A 20,202-nucleotide genomic window follows, 5' to 3' on the forward strand; every position below is an offset into this window, starting at 1 on the left:
AGTGTCGATAAAATCAGCTTGAGACTGTCATTTATCACCTTTGCCACGATTGCGATACCAAAACCCATCTGTCGTGGTTTATTGATAAAATTTTATATCATTTATTATAATTAGTTAATTTAGCCATGGCACATATCATTCCAAAATCTCCCCAGCAGGCAAAACACGCACCCAGAAAGCGATTTGGTCAAAATTTCTTACATGACACCACGGTTATTGGTCAAATTGTTGCAGCGATTGGGCTTAATAGGCAGGATAATTTGCTTGAGATTGGGCCGGGGCTAGGGGCTTTGACCGAGCCATTGTTGGCGGAGGTTGATGGCATGACGGTCATTGAGCTTGATCGAGATTTGGCAGCTCAATTAAAAATCAACATTGGTGCAAATAGCCACCCTGATTTCACCATCATTAATGATAACGCCATGGATATTGATTATCGAGAGCTTGCCATTAAGCAAGGCAAAGGGGCGTTTCGTGTGGTGGGCAATCTGCCATATAATATCTCAACGCCAATCTTGTTTCGCTTGTTGGAATTTGCCGATGTGATTTGTGATATGCATTTTATGCTCCAAAAAGAAGTTGTTGATCGTATCACTGCCGAGCCAAATACCAAGGCCTATGGCAGGTTGTCGGTGATTATGCAATATCATTGCCAGTCGGAATATCTGCTGACTGTGCCAAATGGAGCGTTTAATCCGCCGCCAAAAGTTACCAGTGCCGTTTTTCGCTTAACACCATTTGCCAATAAGCCCATCACTGCCAAAGATGAAGCAGTGTTTTCGCTTGTGGTGCGTGAGGCGTTTAATCATCGCCGTAAGACTTTGCGTGCTATTTTTAAGGCGAGTGCCTTATTGCCAACGCTTGACGAGACAGATTTTGAGCAGATTGCCATCAATCCACAAGCCAGACCCGAGACCTTGGGCGTGGCAGAATTTGTTGCACTTGCTGACTTGGTTGCCAAGCGTATCAATTGACTTGGTTCACCGAACAAATACAGACTATCCATGAAAAATCATACAAAAAAATACCGCCATCACTATGTTATCGGTGATTTACAAGGCTGTCATGCAGCGTTTAATCGGCTGCTTGAGGTGATACAATTTGATGCAGGCTGTGATAAATTGTGGCTTGCAGGTGATATTGTTGCACGAGGTGAGGATTCGCTGGCAACTTTACGCCAAGCCAAGCAATTGTCCGACATGGGGGCATTGACCACAGTGCTTGGCAACCATGACATTACTTTAATTGCCACATGGCGAGGCATCTTGCCAGTCAAGCCCAAAGACAAGACGGAGGCGATTTTTGCAGCAAAAGATTGCGATGAGCTGCTTAATTGGTTACGCAACCAGTCACTGCTTGTTTTTCCTGACAACAAAACCGTCCTGACGCATGCTGGCATACCGCCCAATTGGAGCATCAGCGAGGCGGCAAAATACGCCAAAGAGCTACAAAATCAGCTTAGCGGCAGCCTAAAGCAGCTTGATAGACTGCTGCCTAATTTATACAGCAAAAAATCAGATGAATGGTCGGATAAATTAAACGGCTACAAAAGAATGCGTGCCATCGCCAACTACTTAACCCGTATGCGTCTGTGCAGCGAATCAGGGCTGTTGGAATTTTCATTCAAGCAGACGCTTGATGATGATATGCCACCTGATTTTCGTCCGTGGTTTGAATGGTTTGTGGTGCGTGAGCGGCGTATTTTATTTGGGCATTGGGCAGCTTTGCGAGCCGAAATAGACACCAAATTTGTGCGTGCTTTGGACGGTGGTTGTGTTTGGGGCGGTAATTTGGTGGCATATCGCTTGGCGGACGGGGCGATTTTTCAGGTTTAGTTAAATTAAACAATCAGTGAATTTTATTTTTATAATTGGTTGATATTGGGCTTGATAATTTGCATTGATGATTTTTGCTTGTTTATCAGTTATGCCCAAAACAACGGTTGCAAGGATTATAAAAATTTTTTATAATCGGATTGATTGTATTATATCATTTCATTAGTTTTGCTTTATTAATTTATAAGGATAACCTATGACCATCGTTGCCATGAATGAGTTAGATTTGTCAAACAAACGCGTGCTGATTCGTGAGGATTTGAATGTGCCAATCAAAGACGGCGTCATCACAAGTGATGTGCGATTGCAGGCGGCACTGCCCACCTTAAAAGACGCATTGGCAAAAAATGCCGCCGTGTTGGTTGCATCGCATTTGGGTCGCCCAGTTGAAGGTGAGCCTGAGGCAAAATATTCATTGCAACCTGTGGCGGACTATCTTGCGGCGGCACTGGATATGCCAGTACGCTTTGAGACAGATTATTTGGACGGTGTGGAAATTGCTGCAGGCGAGTTGGTTTTGCTTGAAAATGTGCGTTTTAATGTCGGCGAAAAGAAAAATGACGACAAACTTGCCGAGCGGTATGCCAACTTGTGCGATGTGTTTGTCATGGATGCTTTTGGCACGGCTCATCGAGCCCAAGCCTCAACCGAAGGGGTGATTCGTGCCGCCAAGGGTCAAGCCAAGGCGGTTTGTGCAGGCAATCTGCTGGCTGCTGAATTATCTGCTTTGTCGCGTGCTTTGGATAATCCGCAATCGCCTGTGCTGGCAATTGTTGGTGGCTCGAAAGTATCAACCAAACTTGATGTGCTATTAAGTCTTGCCGAAAAATGCGACAGTATCGTTGTTGGTGGCGGTATTGCCAATACTTTCCTTGCTGCCACAGGGGTGAATGTTGGTGCGTCATTATATGAGCCTGATTTGGTAGAAACCGCTAAGCAAATCATGCAAAAAACCAATATTTTGCTGCCATCAGAGGTCGTGGTTGCCAAAAAATCACAAATCAACTTTGATGACTTTTTGGGCTCTTTGGACAAGGCTGATGCCCAAGTCAAATCTGTGCATGATATTGCTGATGATGAGATGATTTTAGATATTGCCAAAGACAGTGCCGAGTTGATTGCCCAGCATATTCACAATGCCGCTACAATTTTATGGAATGGTCCTGTTGGGGTATTTGAAGTGGATAAATTTGGCACAGGTACGCAGATATTGGCGTTTGCCGTCAGAGACAGTCAGGGCTTTAGTATCGCAGGTGGTGGTGATACGCTGGCAGCGATTGACAAGTATCAAGTTGCTGATGGTGTTGATTATTTATCAACAGGCGGTGGGGCGTTTTTGGAATTTGTTGAGGGCAAGACTTTGCCTGCAATTGCTGCCTTGCAAGCCAGTTAAGGCGGGTGGTTGTTTTATGCCAAATCAGACAGCAAGGCTGGATAAGTTGGCATTAATCCACTTGTAATTTTGTACAAAAGCCACCAGATATTTGCCAAACTTAATGGTAAATTAATGCTTTGTTATTTTTTGTTGCATTTTTACTATTGTACTTGTCAAATTGGTTGGGTATGACTAAACTAATAGCATTTAGTTAATTTTGCCAAATCATCGCCAAACTACCCAAGGGTATCATAAGCCGATGCAGGGCAAGCAAAGAGAGATGAAGTATGAACAAGAGTTTATTTGCAATAGTGGCGGCGTTGCTATTGGCAGCTTGCAGCCAACAAACCCAAGATTCAGCCAAACAAACTGCTGATTCTGCTGCCGCTGATGTAAAAGCAAGCACAGAACAAGTTGCCAAAGAGGCTGAAGCCGCTGCACAAAATGCTGCTCAAACAACAACCAACGCTGTAGAAAATGCTGCCGAAACCGCTTCGGAAGCTGCCAAAAATATCGGTGCTGCAGTTACCGAAGCAACTGGTAACGCAGAAAATGGTCAATCTGCCGAAGCAAGAGCACCTGAAGATCAGCAGTACTGATTCAAGCTCTGATAAAAAAGCCAGCATTTTGTTGGCTTTTATTGTATTTGTACAGGCAATCAACTGGGTAGAAAACACTGTATGAAATACCATTGATGTGGTATAATAATGGCATTCATCTTTGATGATTTTGCAGAGATTTTGATAAATTTTAATCAAGTTACTTATTAAATTCGGGAGAGAATTATGGCACTCGTTTCATTACGCCAACTGCTGGATCATGCTGCTGAACATGGCTATGGCTTGCCAGCATTTAATGTCAATAACCTTGAGCAAATGCGTGCCATTATGATGGCGGCGGACAAAACCAATTCGCCAGTGATTGTGCAAGCATCGGCAGGTGCTCGCAAATATGCAGGTGCACCTTTTTTGCGTCATTTGATTTTGTCAGCCATTGAAGAATGGCCACACATTCCTGTTGTTATGCACCAAGATCATGGTACCAGTCCAGCAGTTTGCCAGCGTTCGATTCAGCTTGGCTTTAGTTCGGTGATGATGGATGGTTCACTAAAAGAAGATGGCAAAACGCCTGCTGATTATGCGTATAATGTCTCTGTTACGCGTGAAGTGGTCAAAATGGCTCATGCGTGTGGCGTATCGGTTGAAGGTGAGATTGGTGTTTTGGGCAGTCTTGAGACAGGTATGGCAGGCGAGGAAGATGGTGTGGGTGCCGAAGGGGTGCTTGACCACAGTCAGCTATTAACCTCGGTGGAAGAAGCTCGTCAATTCGTTGCTGATACCAATGTTGATGCGTTGGCGATTGCTGTTGGAACATCGCATGGTGCTTATAAATTCACGCGTCCACCCACAGGGGATATTTTGGCAATTGACCGCATTAAAGAAATTCATGCTGCTTTGCCAAATACGCATATTGTCATGCATGGCTCAAGCTCTGTACCACAAGAATGGCTAAAAGTCATCAACGAAAATGGCGGTAATATTGGCGAAACTTATGGCGTGCCTGTTGAGCAATTGGTTGAGGCAATCAAGCATGGCGTACGCAAAATCAATATTGATACCGATTTGCGTCTGGCAAGCACAGGGGCGATTCGTAAATTCATGAACGAAAACCCAGCGGAATTTGACCCACGCAAATATCTATCAGCCTCAATCAAGGCAATGCAGGAGATTTGTGAGGCACGCTATGAGGCATTTGGTGCAGCAGGTAATGCCAGCAAGATTCGCCCAATCAGCCTAGAAAAAATGGTTGAATATTACAAATGATTGGCAGTATCACAGGGCAGGTGCAATATCTGAATGCACCTGTTGCTTGTCTGATGACAACTGGTGGCGTGGGTTATGAGCTGGAGTTGCCCATTCCGTCATTTTACCAGCTGACCGTTGGTGCAACTTTGACTTTGTATGTGCATCACCATGTGCGTGAAGATGCCGAGAGTCTGTTTGCATTCATTGACAAACAAGACCGTGATGTGTTTCGCAAACTCATCAAGATTAACGGCGTGGGTGCAAAAATGGCACTGGCAATGCTATCAACCTTGACCGCTGCCGAAATCAGGCAAGCCGTTGAGCGAGATAATGATGTGGCATTGGTGCGTGTGCCGGGCATTGGCAAAAAGACAGCCCAACGCATCATTTTAGACCTTAAGGGCAAGCTCAACGAATTTGCTAGCGATATAACCACTGACGAGCATTTATTTACCGATGTTGCCGATGGTGGTATGCAGGCAATTGCCGAGGTTGAAAGTGCCTTATTAAATCTTGGCTACAAAGAAAAAGAAGCCCAAGCTGCCATTAAACTTGCCCAAGCCCAAGTTGAGGACGCTACCAATACTTCCGCTCTGCTAAAGGCGGCACTGCGTCAATTATCTGGCTTTTGAACCAAAAAACAGGCTGACAATGGCCTGTTTTTGTTGCGATATGCTTTATTCATCACTGCCATAGGCGACAGGTTTGCTCGATGAATTGTTAGGCGACATTATGGTGCGATGGATAAAATGGATAAGAGTGCTTGCATACTGGCGGAGCGTGTTAGGTTTGGATTGGTAACCAGCCCTAGATGTCGCTGCAATTCAATGGTTTCTGCCATGTCAATTTTAATCAAATCTTGATTAATGAGCGTCTCAGGTAGCACCGACCAGCCCAAGCCGACAGATACCAGCATACGAATGGATTCTAGCGGATTGGTACTCATGGTGGCATAGGGTCGCAAATTATATTTGGCAAATTCCGCCAGCGTAATCTGGCTGGTAAAAGTATTGGCAGCGGGCAAGATGGCAGGATAATGTGCCAGCTGCATTAGGCTGACTTTGGACTTTTGTGCCAAAGGGCTAAGCGTCCCTGTAACAAAATACAACGGATCGCTCCACAGTGTGTGATAATTGAGCCGTCTGTCAAAGGTTGGTGGCAGTGTCAAAAATGCCAAAGCAATCTCGCCTTCTAGCACCAATTTGTGTGCCTCTTCAGAATCAACAAACCGTACCTCCAGCTGCACAGCAGGGTAGGTTTGGATAAATCGCTTTAGCACAGGGGCAAGATGGTGCAACCCGATGTGATGACTGGTGCCAATGGTTAGGCGACCTGAAACGGTTTCTTTGGCGTGCTGTAGGCTTGCTTTGCAGGTTTCGTAATCATCAAGCCAGCGACGCACATAGGGCAATAAATCATGGGCGGCATCCGTTGGAATAATGCTACGACCAACGGTATCAAACAGCACAGTGCCAAATTCATCTTCTAGGTTTTTGATTCGTTTGCTGACAGCAGGCTGGGTGATGTATAGTTTTTCGGCAGCGGCAGAGATGCTACCTGTTTGCATGACGGCAACAAAAGTAGCAAGATTGATGGTGTTCATGGCGGTGTCCAGTCGTACAAATAAGCATACAGATATTTAGTGATGGCTATAGCTTAAAGTATTCCAAAAAGTTTTGCAATGAAAATTTTTGGTAATGCAAATTTATCAAGCGTATATTTCACCATTGGCGATAATTTGATAATTGTGCAACTTAATAAAACTGTTTTTATAGCACAAGTAATACCATGTGCTGCTTTTTCGAATTTATAAAAAAGCAATTGTTTGTGTCGGTGGATATTGGCAACGAGAAGCCAAAACTGCGGTGATTGGCATTAATGTCTTGGTTGGCGGTATACCATGGACTGCTTGATAAATCATAGGGGTAAATTTGCTTAATTTGGCTTGACTTCATACTAAAAGTATCTTAGCATTGTTAGGCTAAGGTATTCTTAGTTTATTTTTACTTAACAGCAAATCATAGGTGTATTATGCAAGGAAAAATACTTGACTATTCCATTCAAACCAATACGGGCATTATTACTGCCGATGACGGAAATCGTTATAAGTTCTCTGGCGAACAATGGCGTATTGCCACCCCCCCCAGCGAGGCATGATCGTTGATTTTGCCATCGGTGAAAATTGGCAAGCGATAGATATTTATCAGGCACTTGGTGGGCAAACAGGGGCGGTTGTACTAAATCAGATGTCCCAAGAGCAGAGATCGGAAGAGGAATATAACCTTATTGATTGGTTTGTCAAATGCATGAAAAATTATGCCAATTTTCGCGGTCGAGCAAGACGCAAAGAATATTGGTTCTTTTTTCTGTCCCGTTCTTTAATTATGATTGCAGCAATATTTTTAGATGCAATATTATTCAATGATGCTTTTTTAAATGCACTGGAGTACTGTGAATCTGACGATTGTCCTGATTTTAATTTTGTTATTACCATATTGGCAAGCTTGGCATTTTTTATACCAGAAATTGCTGTTGGTGCAAGACGCTTGCATGACACCAACAAAAGTGGCTGGTGGTATTTGTTATCATTGATTCCATTGTTTGGTACTTTAGCGTTGATTGCCTTACTTGCCATCGAAGGCGATCAGACGGAAAACAGATACGGACCACCACCAAAATAAGCCAAAAAAACCAAATCGTCATTGATTTGGTTTTTTGTTTTTGCCTGTGTTTTTGTCAAGTGTGGGCAAATTTGCTATAATGATGTGGATTAACTGGTGAAAATTATTCCAAAAAGTTTTATAATTTTAAAAAATTATAAATTTGTTTTATTATTAAAAACCGCTTATACTGACAATTAAGTGATTAGCTAACCGTGGAGTTAATATGGCAGGCAAAACTTTATACGACAAATTGTGGAATGATCATTTGGTGGCAAGCCGTGATGATGGCTCAAGTTTGATTTATATTGACCGCCATTTGTTGCATGAGGTAACCAGTCCGCAGGCATTTGAAGGGTTGCAATTGGCTGGACGCAAGCCATGGCGTATTTCGGCAAATATCGCCACGCCAGACCACAATGTACCAACCTCGCAAAAAGAGCGCGCAGAGGGCATCGCAGGCATCAAGGACGATACTTCAAGAATTCAAGTGCAAACGCTTGATGATAACTGCCAAGCGTTTAATATCGCCGAATTTGGCATCAATGACATTCGTCAGGGCATTGTGCATGTGGTTGGGCCTGAACAGGGGCTGACTTTGCCGGGCATGACAGTGGTGTGTGGTGATAGCCATACCGCCACGCATGGGGCTTTGGGCTGTTTGGCTCACGGCATTGGCACAAGTGAGGTTGAGCATGTATTGGCGACTCAGTGCCTTGTTGCCAAAAAAATGAAAAATATGCTGGTGCGTGTTGATGGTAAATTGGGTAAGGGCGTAACGCCAAAAGATGTTGTTTTGGCAATCATTGGCAAAATTGGCACAGCAGGTGGTACAGGTTATGCGATAGAGTTTGGCGGTCAGGTGTTCCGTGATATGTCCATCGAAGGTCGCATGACAGTGTGCAACATGGCGATTGAGGCAGGAGCCAGAGTGGGCTTGGTGGCGGTTGATGATAAGACAATAGACTATGTCAAAGGTCGTCCGCATGCTCCAGTGGGCGAAAATTGGGACAAGGCTGTCAGCTATTGGCATACTTTGCATTCTGATGATGATGCCGTATTTGATACGGTGATTGTCATGCAGGGCGAAGAGATTGAGCCGCAAGTATCATGGGGAACCTCTCCTGAGATGGTTATTGGTATCAACCAAAGCGTGCCAACACTGGCAGATGCCAAAGATGATGTACAAAGAAACGACTGGTCTCGTGCTTATCAGTACATGGGTCTGTCGGCAGGGCAGTCGCTTGCTGATATCGCTCTTGACCGCGTATTTATCGGCTCATGCACCAATTCACGCATTGAAGATTTGCGTGAGGCGGCGGCGATTGCCAAAGGAAAGCAGGTTGCTGCCAGCATTAAGCAAGCGATGATTGTGCCGGGTTCTGGTTTGGTAAAAAAACAAGCCGAAGATGAGGGGTTGGATAAGATTTTTATTGACGCAGGTTTTGAATGGCGTGAGCCGGGTTGTTCAATGTGCCTTGCGATGAATGCCGATAAATTGCAAGCAGGTGAGCATTGTGCCAGTACCAGCAACCGCAACTTTGAAGGTCGCCAAGGCAATGGCGGACGCACGCACCTTGTTAGCCCTGCAATGGCAGCAGCAGCAGCGATTTATGGGCATTTTGTGGATGTGCGAGCGGTGGTATAAGGCAAAAATAAGACAATCTGTGCTATGATTGTCTTATTTAGAGAGGGGAAATGGTGCGGTATTTAATGCACAAATTAAAGATGTAATTATGCTTGTTTTATGAAAATGATTACAGAGTTTAGGCAGGATATTGTGATTAAAAATTAATGCCATCACCCCAAAAGTCAAAAAAATTTCTCCAAATTAATTACCCGCTTCAATACCATTAATTGTGATGAGATGTGGATTAATAAAAATGAATGGATTGGGATTATACGGCGATGATGTTAAGTATTTTAAAACACTTGATGACTGTCAAAGGTATGTGTTAAAGTGTCTTGATGATGAGCTTAATTTATCTTAAATAAAAATGAATTATTTGGAAAAAACCGAACGCTTAATTCGTGAAATTAACCAAATTCACGCCCAATATTCAACCGATTATTTTGAAACAGGCAAGGTTGAGAAAGTGAATTTATCACGAACACTTGCCAATGTGCCAACCGAACATATTTTGTCGTATCGGCTGAATTTGCACGAAGCGATTAATGATTATTTGTTTTTTGCTGATATCAAAGACATTCATTTTTATTATCGGGTAAAAACTGCCGAAAGCATTTTTGATAAAATTAACCGCTATTTGGCAAGACAAAATCAATATCCTGTTAATAATATCTTAAATGATATTTTTGGAGCAAGAGTGATTCTGCCGTCCGAATGTATCGGTGAAATTTTAACGCATTTGGACGAATACAAAGATAAATATCAACTCAAAAATTGGTATTTGCGTGATGTGGACGGCTATATTGGCATTCATAGTTATTTTAAAAACGCCAGTAATTTTTATTATCCTTGGGAATTACAAATTTGGGATATTAAAGATGCACAGGCAAATATTGAAAGCCATCGGCTATATAAACGAAATTTTGTTAATCAACCAAAAGGAATAGTGCAATGAACAACCTAGCCCAAAACCCTTATTTGGAAGTCCGCCAACCTGCACAAATTCAAGGCGAAATGGTACTATCGTGCGATGACATTGCTCCAAACAGCACACTGGTAAACGACTATGTTGCCAACATTTGGGGGTATGCAGGCAATAACATCAGCCCAAATCTTAAATGGCAAAACGCCCCACAAGAAACCAAAAGTTTTGTGCTGACAATGTACGACCCTGATGCACCAACAGGCTCGGGTTTTTGGCACTGGAATGCGTTTAATATCCCTGCTGATTGGCGTGAATTGCCAAAAGGCAAATCTAATGATTTTGGCAATGGCGTTATCGAATTGCAAAATGATGCAGGTTTGGCAGGTTTTATTGGGGCATTTCCCCCAAAGGGCGACAAACCGCACCGCTATATTTTTACCCTATACGCGTTAAATGAAGTGCTGGATTTGCCAAATACCATCAGCCCTGCGGTTTTGGGCTTCAATTTAAATGGCAAAGTATTGGCAACAGCCAGCTTGACAGCTTATTATAGTTGGTAAAAGATTAAAAGGAAAAGATAATGAAAAAATACATCAGCGAAACTGGCATTGTTGCACCGCTTGACCGTGCCAATGTGGATACTGATTTGATTATCCCCAAGCAGTTTTTAAAATCCATCAAACGCACAGGCTTTGGCGATAATTTATTTGATGAGTTGCGGTATTTGGACGAAGGGTATTTGGGGCAGGATATCAGCAAACGCCCAAAAAATCCTGATTTTGTATTAAATCAAGACCGCTATTCTGGTGCGACAATCCTGCTTACTCGTGCCAATTTTGGCTGTGGCTCGAGTCGTGAACACGCACCGTGGGCATTAAATGAGTACGGATTTAGAACCATTATTGCACCAAGTTATGCGGATATTTTTTATAACAACAGTTTTAAAAACGGTATGCTTCCTGTGATTTTGGGCGAAAATGAGGTTGATGTACTGTTTGCAGAATGCTTGGCAAATGATGGCTATCAGCTGACGGTGGATTTAGAAAATCAAAAAGTGATTTCGCCAAGTGGCAAAGAATATAATTTTGAAGTGGACGCATTTCGTAAACATTGTTTATTAAATGGCTTGGATGATATTGGTTTGACTTTGCAAGATGCTGATAAAATTCGTGCGTTTGAAGAAAAAGCCCGTGCGGACAGACCGTGGGTGTTTAAAGAATTGACAGCTTGATTTTTATAAGGACTTTTTATGAGTATTCAATATTGGCGTATGCAATTACACCCAGATGATAGTACATTTTCAAGTTTTTATGCCCACACTAGTATTGCCAAAGGTTTTATTGGTTTGGATTTTAAAAAAGAGAGTAATGCTGGCGATTTATTGACATTACAAAATGATGATAGTTTGGGTTATCAAAAAACTTATTTGCCTTTTGCAAAAGATATAAAGATTGGCGATATTGTTTTGGTTGTTGCTCATCATAATCCAATTGCGGTTGTTAAAGTAACGAGTAATTATAATTATATTCGTGAAGTTATTCCAGAATTGGGAATCTGGTTTCGTCATTTTAGGCAGATTGATAAGGATAATATTATTTATTATTCAGACTTTGAAACAAATAAGAATAAGTATCAATCTATTACAATGACGAATACCATTTCTCGTTTAAGGAATGAAGATACACAGTCAATGCAACTTATCCAAGAAATGATAACATGGGAAAAATCAAACAATCCAGATTCTATTTATTGATGATATTGAAAAGGAAAGCCTTATGACAAAACACATTGCAATCCTAAACGGTGATGGTATCGGACCTGAAATCGTTGCCCAAGCCGTCAAAGTGCTTGACAAACTCATCGCCAACGGGCTAGATGTTAGTTACGAATATGCCAAATTGGGTGGCGAGGCTTATGATGCGTATGGCTCACCTTATCCAGCCCAAACCCAAGAAATCGTGCGTAAAGCCGATGCGGTATTACTTGGGGCGGTGGGTTCTCCACAATATGACAATTTGGAGCGTCCATTACGCCCAGAACGGGGACTACTTGCCATTCGCAAGGATTTGAATTTATTTGCCAACTTGCGTCCAGCGATTCTTTATAAAGAGCTCGCCAATGCCTCTACGCTCAAGCCAGAGGTGGTGTCTGGACTTGATATTCTGATTGTGCGTGAATTAACGGGCGATATTTATTTTGGCGAACCTCGTGGTATCATCACCAACGATAAAGGCGAAAAAGAAGGCTTTAATACCATGCGTTATAGCGAAAGTGAGATTCGCCGTATCGCCAAAGTGTCTTTTGAGGCTGCCCAAAAACGCGGCAAAAAACTGTGCAGTGTGGATAAGGCAAATGTGCTAGAAACCACAGAATTATGGAAAGAGATTTTTAACGAAGTTGCAAAAGAATATCCTGATGTCAAGCTTAGCCATATGTATGTGGATAATGCTGCCATGCAATTGGTCAAGGCTCCCAAGCAGTTTGATGTGGTGGCGACAGGCAATATTTTTGGCGATATTCTCTCCGACCAAGCGTCAATGCTGACGGGTTCTATTGGTATGCTACCATCGGCAAGCCTTGATGAGAATGGCAAGGGTTTGTATGAGCCTTCACATGGCTCGGCACCTGATATTGCAGGGCAGGACAAAGCCAATCCGCTGGCGACAATTTTGTCATTGGCGATGCTGCTTCGTTATAGCTTAAATAACGAAACTTGTGCCACTCAGATTGAAAATGCGGTACAAAAAGTACTAGAGCAGGGGCTGCGAACTGCAGATATTTATGAAGATGGCACAACACTGGTGTCATGCAGCAAAATGGGCGATGCTATCGTTCAGTGCTTATAATTGACGCACTTGACAAAGATAGTTGCTTAATTTAATAAAATAGCACAGGGTGAGACTTTGTGCTGTTTTTATTCATAACTTTGCCAAAAGTTTAGGCTGTTAGACAGTGGTGCTGTTAATAAGCCTGTTTTTTGATTATTTTGTTTGTTTGAAGGTTTGGTTAATGGGGCTGGCGTAAATTTGGCATGGACTGCTTTGACAAAATTACTTTGATGAGATGATGGTTTTTTGAGGTGGTTCAAAACTTTGATTGTCAGCCTGCTTCTGTATACAAGGATATGGTGTTTTTATTATATATTAATAAAGATAATATTATATATAATCAATTGGGCAATAAGAGCCGCTGTCGATTGTCAAAAAATCTTCGTACCACAAGCAATGCCGACAAAGTACAAGAGATGGCACTGCCTGCACAAATCAAAAACATGGTAACAATCTGATAACGCACAGCTTGGGTGGGGTCAGCACCTGCCAAAATTTGCCCTGTCATCATGCCGGGCAGGCTTACCAAGCCGACCACCATCATTGAGTTGATGGTTGGCATCATGCCAGCAGTAATTGCACCTTTGATTGCATGATGACACGCCTCAAATGGTGTGGCTGACAATGCCAGCAGCATGCGGATTTGTGCTTGTTGTTCGTGCAGATAATCAATCAATCGCCCTGTGGTTAAAGAAATCGCCGTCAGTGAATTGCCCAAAATCAGCCCCAAAATGGGTATGATATACTGGGGCGTATACCAAGGTGTAATTTGCAAAATCAACAACATAGCCACCAAGGCAATGCTAAAAGTTGCCACGCTCAAGGACAATAAAGTATCAAAAAGCAAGCCTTGATAGGGTTTGCTGATGTGATTTTTGGCAGCAAAAGCGGCTATCAGCGTCATAATTGTAAGGATTGTCAAGACCTCATACCATGTTTGTCTGGCAAAAACCCATGCCAAAATCAAACCAATCAGGCTAAGCTGAGCCACTGTGCGAATGGCGGCTATTAGCAGAGTTTTTGCCAAACCAAGCTGCAGCCAGAGAGAAATCAGTATGGCAATCACAATCAGCATTGCAGCAAATGCCACATCAAGCATTGATAAGATCATCTCACCCTCGTATCCAAAGAGCCTGCACGCATATACCAACAGCTTGCGGCAAGTTTGTCGCTCTCATCTGGCTGGTGGCTAACCCATAATACTGCACGGTCTTTATCAGCAGTCCAGTGATTGATACAATCAATCAGCACGGCTGCACTGCTTTTGTCCAAGGCGGCAGTCGGCTCATCAAGCAATAAAACAACTGGATCAAGCTGCAAAGTTCGTAAAAAATGCACAATTTGTCTTTCGCCTCCTGACAGGCTCTGACTCTGACGCTGCAAAAAATCTGGTTCTTTATGGAATTTGGTAAGTTGCATTTGTTGCCAGTGTAAATCAAAAGTCTTGTCTTTGTGCTGAGCAAAACGGTAGGGTAGTTGTAAATTGTCAAGCACTGTGCCATCTGGCATGAGTGGATTTTGGGTCAGTAGGGCAACTTTGTCTCGCCACAGATAAGGCGGCATATCTGCCTGTTCGATACCGTGTGGTAGGTGTAATTTCACCCAACCTTGATAGGCAATCTGTCCTGCTAGTGCCGATAATAGCAGTGATTTGCCCGAGCCAGATTCACCCATCAGCACCACTTTGTCATGCGTGCATAGCATACCTTGTGCAGCTTGTGGTGGATTTTTTTGTGGTATGGATAGCTGTAGGCAAAAATCCAGTAACTTGCTTTTCATCAATCACCCTGATGTTGATTGGCGTGTGTGCTTTGCAGGGCATGAACAAAGGCGGCTGGCAAGCGGTAGGGGCGGATTTTGTTGCCGTCATTTTGTACACAAGCCAAAGTAATCATGCCCAAAGTGGCGGCTTTTTCTTGATTTGGGCGATAAATGCTCTGTTGTATGATTAGGCTGGCTGGACGCAGCTGATAGCTATCCACAGTAACGCACAATTCATCATCAACAAACAAAGGGGTATGATAGTCCAGCGTGGCATGATTAACGACAAAATGCACCACTGCATGATGGCTACTTTGTGGGTTATGATTGTCTGCCGATGAATCAAAAAAATAACCGTCATAGCCCAGCGTTGTCAGCCAATCACGGCGACAGTTTTCAAAAAATGTCAAATGATTGGCATGATAAACGATGCCACCAGCATCTGTATGGTTGATGTATACTTTGTAGTTTTTCTGAAAAATTGGCATTGAGTTTGGCATAATAGTTACATGAATTTGACTTAGCTAATTATTGTACACCGTTTGGGTGCCGTTTGCTACTTTTGATTTTATAAAACGGCGGATAATCAACGGCGGTATGGATAATGGTTGAATGCTATTTGGCATGGCTGGTAATCTTGTGGCAAAAAACTCCACAAATACTCAAAAACTTGTTAAAATATCAGGTCAAAATCAGCAAAATAGGCAAATCATGACAACATTTGTAAGTTTTAATATCAATGGGCTGCGTGCCCGCCCACATCAACTGGCTGCGGTACAACAAATGCTTGCTGCCGATGTGATAGGGCTGCAAGAAACCAAAGTGCATGATGAGGCGTTTCCTATTGAGATGGTGCATGAGCTTGGTTATCATGTGGAATTTTTTGGGCAAAAGTCGCATTATGGCGTGGCATTATTATCCAAGCAAGCACCGATTTTTGTACAAAAAGGCTTTCCTTTTGCCGATATTGAGGCACAAAGACGCTTGATTCATGCACGATATGATTTTGCAGGCAGGCAGATTGATGTCATCAATGGCTATTTCCCACAAGGCGAGAATCGCAATCACGAAAGCAAATTTCCCATGAAGCGTGATTTTTATGCCGACCTAAGCCATTATATTTGTGAGCTGTTGGCACAGGGGCGAGAGCTGATTGTCATGGGTGATATGAATATCTCGCCTGAGGATTGCGATATTGGTATCGGAGAGGCAAATGCCAAACGATGGCTTGCCAAAGGGGCTTGTTCATTTTTACCAGAGGAGCGGCAATGGTACCAAACCTTGATGGCAACTGGGCTTAGCGATACTTATCGTTTGTTTTATCCAGAATCATCAGACGAGTTTAGCTGGTTTGATTATCGCTCACGGGGTTTTGAGGATACGCCCAAGCGAGGTCTGCGAATTGATCATATTTTATGCACAGATACGCTCAAAAAAGACTGTACGGCTGCTGGCATCAGTTACCCAATTCGTGCCATGGAAAAGCCCTCTGACCATGCACCGATTTGGGCAAAGTTTGCTTTATAAAGTAAGCATAGCCACTTATTGAGATTATTTTATAAACACAGCGACTGATGGGCTTTTGTCAGTTATAATTAATGCACAATTTGCTAAATTTAATCCAAGCCATCATCATAAGGAGTTTATCATGGCAGTTGGTGATATTAGCCTTCCGACAACCATTCACCCAATCAGTGGCGTGCGATTGGGCGTTGCCAAAGCACACATACGCTATGCAGATCGCCATGATTTGACCATCATTGAGATTGACAAAAACGCTGCTGTTGCCGCCATCACTACCCAAAATCAATTTTGTGCAGCACCTGTGCAGCTTTTGCGTAAGCATATTCAGCAGTCATCACCGCGTTATTTGCTGATTAATACGGGCAATGCCAATGCGGCAACTGGTGATGATGGCTATCAGCGAGCGTTGGCGACCTGTCAGGCTTTGGCAGAGAGAGCATCTGTGGCTGTTAGTGATGTTTTGCCGTATTCTACAGGGGTGATTGGTGAGACCTTGCCCAGCGAAAAAATCATCGCCCATCTGGATACGGCATTGGCAGATTTGGCAGAGAGTCATTGGTTACAGGCAGCACACGCCATTTGTACCACCGATACCATTGCCAAGGTTGCCAGTGAGCGTATTTTGGTTGGTGATACCGTATATCACTTCACGGGTATTTCAAAGGGTGCAGGTATGATTCGCCCCAATATGGCAACCATGCTGGGCTTTGTGGCGACTGACGCCAATATCGCACCTCAATTGCTAAATACCATGCTCAAGCGATTGGCTGATGAGTCATTTAATCGCATCAGCATTGATGGTGATACCTCAACCAATGATTGTTGTACACTAATTGCCACCGCCCAGTCAGGCACGATTATCAATGACGAAAATCATCCGCATTATCAGCCGATTTATGAGGCATTGCGGAGGGTTTTTGTGCGTTTGGCAACTTTGATTGTGCGTGATGGCGAGGGGGCGAGTAAATTTATCACTGTCAAGGTAACAGGCGGTGCTGATACGCAGCAGTGTGCCGATGTGGCATATTCGGTTGCTCATTCGCCTTTGGTAAAAACGGCATTTTTTGCCTCAGATCCGAACTGGGGGCGAATCTTGGCAGCGGTTGGCAATGCTGGCGTGGCACTACAACAAAGCCGTGTTGATGTATGGCTTGACGAGGTTGCGATTTGCCAAAGAGGCGGTCTGGCGGTAGGCTATAGCGAGCAGGCGGGTGCGGAGGTCATGCGTCGCCCTGAGATTACCATTCATATCAATCTTGGGCAGGGTGAGGCGACAGACACCGTGTATACTTGTGATTTGTCTTATGATTATGTCAAAATCAATGCCGATTACCGCTCATAAAGCCATCACAACCATTGCCAAAACTACGAGCCAAGCCCTTGTGATGGCTTGGTTGGTGGATAACAAAACAATAAAGCAAATTTTTAAAGCCTGATTAAATAACTATTAATCAGGCTTTAATCGAAAACTTAGGTTATTTGACCAAGCTTGAGATGGTCTTAAACGCAGGGTCGTCAGCGGTTCGCAGCAACTCAAACAAGATCGCCTCTGTGGTCGTTACCGCTGCACCTGCTCGACGCATACGGCGAATGGCTTGTTTTTTGTCATAAGGATTGCGTGAACCAATGGCATCGGCAACAATCACGGGCTGTATGCCATTATCAAGCAAATCAAGAGCTGTTTGTAGTACGCAAACATGAGCTTCGATGCCAAAAAGCAAAGCGATGCGGCGGTTATTTTGTACAATATTTGACCAAGCTGGTGGATTATCACAAACGCTAAAACTGCGTTTTTCAAAACTTGTGCGGTTGGCTTCATTGAGCAAACCATACAACGAACCAACGGTTTCGCCCAATCCCTTTTTATACTGCTCATTGAGCATGATGGGGACATTGAGTGCTTGCAAGCCTTGAATCAACACAGCGATTTTGTTGCTGATGCTTTCATAATCGGCGATGTGCGGCAATAGTTTTTCTTGCACATCAATCATCAAGGCTTGTACATCATCTCGTAAAATCCGATACGGTACGCCAAAAGTTTTGGTCGTCATAACAACTCCTTTTTGCTGATAAATGATGGTTTTATCATAACAAAATTTTTTACAGCTGCCAACTTTTTCTACAAAAAATCTTACCCATAAGACTGCGATGAGCAGCTAGCCATAAAAAAGCACGATTTGCCAAAATTAACCGCACAAATTGGCAAATTGTTAATGATAGATTGCTGATAATCTGTTAAAATAGCAAAGTTTATGACTATTTGATAAAATTTTATTAAATGCAATTTAATTGATAACCAGTGTTAATTGGAAATTTTATGAACCAGCAAAACCACCCAGCAGGCGAATCTGAAGCCATTGATAACGATTTGATTGCCCAGCGTCATGCCAAATTGGCAACCTTGCAACAACAAGCTGCCAAGCAGGGCAAAACCGCTTATCCAAACACCTTTAAGCGTGAGAATTATTGCGGCGATCTGCAAGCACAATTTGAAGGTCTGGATAAGGCAACCATCGAAAGTGGCGAGCAAGTTCATGCCAAAGTTGCAGGGCGAGTGATGCTCAATCGTGGCTCGTTTATCGTCATTCAGGACATGACAGGTCGCATTCAGCTGTATGTTGATCGAAAAGGTTTATCCGAGTCGGCACTTGAGCAAATCAAATCGCTGGATTTGGGCGATATTGTCGCTGCTACGGGATATGTTGGTCGTTCGGGCAAGGGTGATTTGTATATACATTTACAAGATTTTGAATTATTAACAAAATCTTTGCGTCCGCTGCCTGACAAATTTCATGGGCTAAGTGATACCGAAGTGCGTTATCGTCAGCGTTATTTGGATTTGATTGTCAATGAACAAACACGCAAGACCTTTGAGATTCGTGCCAAAGTCATCGCAGGCATTCGTGAATATTTAACCGCCGAACGCTTCATGGAGGTAGAAACCCCAATGATGCATGTTATCCCCGGTGGTGCGTCAGCCAGACCGTTTGTTACCCATCATAATGCACTGGATATGGAGCTGTTTTTGCGTATCGCACCAGAGCTGTATCTAAAGCGGCTGGTCGTTGGTGGTTTTGAGCGAGTGTTTGAGATTAACCGTAACTTTCGCAACGAAGGGGTATCAACTCGCCACAATCCTGAATTTACCATGATTGAGTTTTATCAGGCTTATGCTGATTATACCGACATGATGCAATTGACCGAAAATATTTTGGAAAAACTTGCCATGGATATTTTGGGTAGTACTGATGTGCCTTATCAGGGTGAGGTTTTTAGTTTTAAAGCCCCATTTAAAAAGATAAGTATGTTTGAGGCAATTTTGGAGCATAATCCACAAATTGATGCTGATAAATTAAGCGACCGTGAATTTTTGGCGACCTTTGTCAAGCAGACGCTTAAGCAAGAAGTTAAGCCAAGTTTTGGTTTGGGCAAATTACAAACCATCGTATTTGAAGAAACGGTAGAGAGCAAATTGCGTCAGCCGACTTTTATCACAGAATATCCTGCAGAAACTTCACCGCTGGCACGCCGCAATGATGACAATGCTCACATCACGGATCGTTTTGAGTTCTTTATTGGTGGCAGAGAGCTTGCCAATGGCTTTAGTGAGTTAAATGACCCGATTGATCAGGCAGAACGCTTCAAGGCACAGGTTGCCGAAAAAGACGCAGGCGATGACGAAGCAATGCACTATGATGCTGATTTTATTGAGGCTTTGGAATATGGCTTGCCACCGACCGCAGGCGAGGGGATTGGTATTGACCGCTTGGTCATGCTCTTTGCTGATGCTGCCAGTATCCGTGATGTAATCTTATTTCCACACATGCGGCACAAATAATCCAAAGTATTTTTGATAAAA

At 43.3% G+C, this 20,202-nt stretch carries 21 protein-coding genes and 1 pseudogene; 17 read left to right on the forward strand and 5 right to left on the reverse strand.

Annotation, left to right across the window (positions count from 1 at the left end; translation table 11 throughout):
- The first annotated feature begins 125 nt into the window (after positions 1–125).
- The 6 genes from rsmA (at position 126) to ruvA (ending at position 5,647) form a co-directional block, all read left to right on the forward strand.
- Entirely contained in the window at positions 126–974 is an 849-nt protein-coding gene (gene rsmA, locus BW928_RS04940) for a 16S rRNA (adenine(1518)-N(6)/adenine(1519)-N(6))-dimethyltransferase RsmA (protein ID WP_076555133.1), read from the forward strand.
- A gap of 30 nt (positions 975–1,004) precedes the next feature.
- Positions 1,005–1,835 (forward strand): symmetrical bis(5'-nucleosyl)-tetraphosphatase, encoded by an 831-nt coding sequence (locus BW928_RS04945; protein WP_076555134.1) that lies wholly within the window; start codon positions 1,005–1,007, stop codon positions 1,833–1,835.
- Positions 1,836–2,031: 196 nt separating this feature from the next.
- Positions 2,032–3,228 (forward strand): phosphoglycerate kinase, encoded by a 1,197-nt coding sequence (locus BW928_RS04950; RefSeq protein WP_076555135.1) that lies wholly within the window; start codon positions 2,032–2,034, stop codon positions 3,226–3,228.
- Between the two features lie 269 nt (positions 3,229–3,497).
- Positions 3,498–3,809 carry a lipoprotein gene (locus BW928_RS04955; protein ID WP_076555136.1) on the forward strand — a complete coding sequence of 104 codons (312 nt, stop codon included), beginning with the start codon at positions 3,498–3,500 and terminating at the stop codon, positions 3,807–3,809.
- A gap of 186 nt (positions 3,810–3,995) precedes the next feature.
- Positions 3,996–5,033, forward strand: a complete 1,038-nt coding sequence (fba, locus tag BW928_RS04960; protein ID WP_076555137.1) for a class II fructose-bisphosphate aldolase — start codon at positions 3,996–3,998, stop codon at positions 5,031–5,033.
- The gene (gene ruvA / locus BW928_RS04965; protein ID WP_076555138.1) at positions 5,030–5,647 is read left to right on the forward strand and encodes a Holliday junction branch migration protein RuvA; all 618 of its coding nucleotides are present in this window, start codon (positions 5,030–5,032) and stop codon (positions 5,645–5,647) included. The genes fba and ruvA overlap by 4 nt, the downstream gene beginning before the upstream one ends.
- Positions 5,648–5,745: 98 nt before the next feature.
- On the opposite strand, the gene BW928_RS04970 is transcribed toward ruvA, so the two are convergent.
- Positions 5,746–6,618, reverse strand: coding sequence for a LysR family transcriptional regulator (locus BW928_RS04970; RefSeq protein WP_076555139.1), 873 nt, complete (start codon positions 6,616–6,618; stop codon positions 5,746–5,748).
- A 428-nt stretch (positions 6,619–7,046) separates the two neighbouring features.
- On the opposite strand from BW928_RS04970, the gene BW928_RS12155 reads away from it, so the two are divergent.
- From BW928_RS12155 to leuB, 8 genes and pseudogenes are all read left to right on the forward strand, one after another.
- Positions 7,047–7,172, forward strand: a complete 126-nt coding sequence (locus tag BW928_RS12155; RefSeq protein ID WP_311195264.1) for a hypothetical protein — start codon at positions 7,047–7,049, stop codon at positions 7,170–7,172.
- 110 nt (positions 7,173–7,282) lie between these two features.
- Positions 7,283–7,696, forward strand: a pseudogene (locus BW928_RS12160) (DUF805 domain-containing protein); the annotation flags it as partial.
- 205 nt (positions 7,697–7,901) lie between these two features.
- Entirely contained in the window at positions 7,902–9,323 is a 1,422-nt protein-coding gene (leuC, locus tag BW928_RS04985) for a 3-isopropylmalate dehydratase large subunit (protein ID WP_076555141.1), read from the forward strand.
- Positions 9,324–9,672: 349 nt separating this feature from the next.
- Positions 9,673–10,260, forward strand: a complete 588-nt coding sequence (locus tag BW928_RS04990; RefSeq protein WP_076555142.1) for a nucleotidyltransferase family protein — start codon at positions 9,673–9,675, stop codon at positions 10,258–10,260.
- On the forward strand, positions 10,257–10,790 hold the full coding sequence (locus tag BW928_RS04995; RefSeq protein ID WP_076555143.1) for a YbhB/YbcL family Raf kinase inhibitor-like protein: 534 nt from the start codon (positions 10,257–10,259) through the stop codon (positions 10,788–10,790). The genes BW928_RS04990 and BW928_RS04995 overlap by 4 nt, the downstream gene beginning before the upstream one ends.
- Positions 10,791–10,810: 20 nt before the next feature.
- Positions 10,811–11,461: a 3-isopropylmalate dehydratase small subunit gene (gene leuD, locus BW928_RS05000; protein WP_076555144.1), complete on the forward strand. Its 651-nt coding sequence runs from the start codon at positions 10,811–10,813 to the stop codon at positions 11,459–11,461.
- A gap of 18 nt (positions 11,462–11,479) precedes the next feature.
- Positions 11,480–11,983: a hypothetical protein gene (locus BW928_RS05005; protein ID WP_076555145.1), complete on the forward strand. Its 504-nt coding sequence runs from the start codon at positions 11,480–11,482 to the stop codon at positions 11,981–11,983.
- A gap of 22 nt (positions 11,984–12,005) precedes the next feature.
- Complete coding sequence (gene leuB, locus BW928_RS05010; RefSeq protein WP_076555146.1) at positions 12,006–13,076, forward strand: 3-isopropylmalate dehydrogenase; 1,071 nt, start codon at positions 12,006–12,008, stop codon at positions 13,074–13,076.
- 322 nt (positions 13,077–13,398) lie between these two features.
- On the opposite strand, the gene BW928_RS05015 is transcribed toward leuB, so the two are convergent.
- The 3 genes from BW928_RS05015 to BW928_RS05025 are packed head-to-tail and all read right to left on the reverse strand — an operon-like array spanning position 13,399 to position 15,319.
- Positions 13,399–14,169, reverse strand: coding sequence for an ABC transporter permease (locus tag BW928_RS05015; protein ID WP_076555147.1), 771 nt, complete (start codon positions 14,167–14,169; stop codon positions 13,399–13,401).
- Complete coding sequence (locus BW928_RS05020) at positions 14,166–14,837, reverse strand: ABC transporter ATP-binding protein (RefSeq protein ID WP_076555148.1); 672 nt, start codon at positions 14,835–14,837, stop codon at positions 14,166–14,168. Before BW928_RS05020 ends, BW928_RS05015 begins: the two co-directional genes overlap by 4 nt.
- Positions 14,837–15,319 (reverse strand): thioesterase family protein, encoded by a 483-nt coding sequence (locus tag BW928_RS05025; RefSeq protein ID WP_227516551.1) that lies wholly within the window; start codon positions 15,317–15,319, stop codon positions 14,837–14,839. The genes BW928_RS05020 and BW928_RS05025 overlap by 1 nt, the downstream gene beginning before the upstream one ends.
- A 211-nt stretch (positions 15,320–15,530) precedes the next feature.
- Between BW928_RS05025 and xthA the strand changes: the two genes are divergently transcribed.
- The gene (gene xthA / locus BW928_RS05030) at positions 15,531–16,346 is read left to right on the forward strand and encodes an exodeoxyribonuclease III (RefSeq protein ID WP_076555187.1); all 816 of its coding nucleotides are present in this window, start codon (positions 15,531–15,533) and stop codon (positions 16,344–16,346) included.
- Between the two features lie 121 nt (positions 16,347–16,467).
- Entirely contained in the window at positions 16,468–17,685 is a 1,218-nt protein-coding gene (argJ, locus tag BW928_RS05035) for a bifunctional glutamate N-acetyltransferase/amino-acid acetyltransferase ArgJ (RefSeq protein ID WP_076555150.1), read from the forward strand.
- Positions 17,686–17,818: 133 nt separating this feature from the next.
- Here argJ and BW928_RS05040 read toward each other — a convergent pair whose 3' ends face one another.
- On the reverse strand, positions 17,819–18,394 hold the full coding sequence (locus BW928_RS05040) for an isochorismatase family protein (protein ID WP_076555151.1): 576 nt from the start codon (positions 18,392–18,394) through the stop codon (positions 17,819–17,821).
- Positions 18,395–18,660: 266 nt separating this feature from the next.
- On the opposite strand from BW928_RS05040, the gene lysS reads away from it, so the two are divergent.
- Entirely contained in the window at positions 18,661–20,181 is a 1,521-nt protein-coding gene (lysS, locus tag BW928_RS05045) for a lysine--tRNA ligase (protein ID WP_076555152.1), read from the forward strand.
- Positions 20,182–20,202: the final 21 nt, after the last annotated feature.

The sequence above is a fragment of the Moraxella cuniculi DSM 21768 genome, assembly GCF_900156515.1.
Classification (GTDB): domain Bacteria; phylum Pseudomonadota; class Gammaproteobacteria; order Pseudomonadales; family Moraxellaceae; genus Moraxella; species Moraxella cuniculi.